This window comes from Kitasatospora sp. NPDC005748 (genome assembly GCF_040630735.1).
Lineage (GTDB): Bacteria > Actinomycetota > Actinomycetes > Streptomycetales > Streptomycetaceae > Kitasatospora.
On sequence record NZ_JBEXYD010000158.1, the window covers coordinates 1 to 1383 of the forward strand.

Annotated in this window: 1 rRNA gene; it reads left to right on the forward strand. The window is 56.0% G+C overall.

The features are described from left to right. Positions 1–1380: ribosomal RNA gene (locus ABZ495_RS37045) — 23S ribosomal RNA — on the forward strand; the annotation flags it as partial. Between the last annotated feature and the right edge of the window lie 3 nt (positions 1381–1383).

The following is a 1383-nucleotide window of genomic DNA, read 5'->3' on the forward strand; positions in this document are numbered from 1 at the left end:
CTGAGACCTGATGCCGAGCCGATTGTGGTGAAGTGGATGATCCTATGCTGTCGAGAAAAGCCTCTAGCGAGTTTCATGGCGGCCCGTACCCCAAACCGACTCAGGTGGTCAGGTAGAGAATACCGAGGCGTTCGGGTGAACTATGGTTAAGGAACTCGGCAAAATGCCCCCGTAACTTCGGGAGAAGGGGGGCCATTCCTGGTGATGAGTCTTGCACTCTGAGCTGGGGGTGGCCGCAGAGACCAGCGAGAAGCGACTGTTTACTAAAAACACAGGTCCGTGCGAAGCCGTAAGGCGATGTATACGGACTGACGCCTGCCCGGTGCTGGAACGTTAAGGGGACCGGTTAGCTTGGATTCGTCCAGGCGAAGCTGAGAACTTAAGCGCCAGTAAACGGCGGTGGTAACTATAACCATCCTAAGGTAGCGAAATTCCTTGTCGGGTAAGTTCCGACCTGCACGAATGGCGTAACGACTTCTCGACTGTCTCAACCATAGGCCCGGTGAAATTGCATTACGAGTAAAGATGCTCGTTTCGCGCAGCAGGACGGAAAGACCCCGGGACCTTTACTATAGCTTGATATTGGTGTTCGGTTCGGCTTGTGTAGGATAGGTGGGAGACTTTGAAGCAGCAACGCCAGTTGTTGTGGAGTCGTCGTTGAAATACCACTCTGGTCGTGCTGGATGTCTAACCTGGGTCCGTGATCCGGATCAGGGACAGTGTCTGGTGGGTAGTTTAACTGGGGCGGTTGCCTCCTAAAGAGTAACGGAGGCGCCCAAAGGTTCCCTCAGCCTGGTTGGCAATCAGGTGTTGAGTGTAAGTGCACAAGGGAGCTTGACTGTGAGACTGACGGGTCGAGCAGGGACGAAAGTCGGGACTAGTGATCCGGCGGTGGCTTGTGGAAGCGCCGTCGCTCAACGGATAAAAGGTACCCCGGGGATAACAGGCTGATCTTCCCCAAGAGTCCATATCGACGGGATGGTTTGGCACCTCGATGTCGGCTCGTCGCATCCTGGGGCTGGAGTAGGTCCCAAGGGTTGGGCTGTTCGCCCATTAAAGCGGTACGCGAGCTGGGTTTAGAACGTCGTGAGACAGTTCGGTCCCTATCCGCTGTGCGCGTAGGAGTGTTGAGAAGGGCTGTCCCTAGTACGAGAGGACCGGGACGGACGAACCTCTGGTGTGCCAGTTGTCCTGCCAAGGGCATGGCTGGTTGGCTACGTTCGGGAGGGATAACCGCTGAAAGCATCTAAGCGGGAAGCCTGCTTCGAGATGAGCACTCCCACCTCCTTGAGAGGGTAAGGCTCCCAGTAGACGACTGGGTTGATAGGCCGGATATGGAAGCCTCGTAAGGGGTGGAGTTGACCGGTACTAATAGGCCGAGGG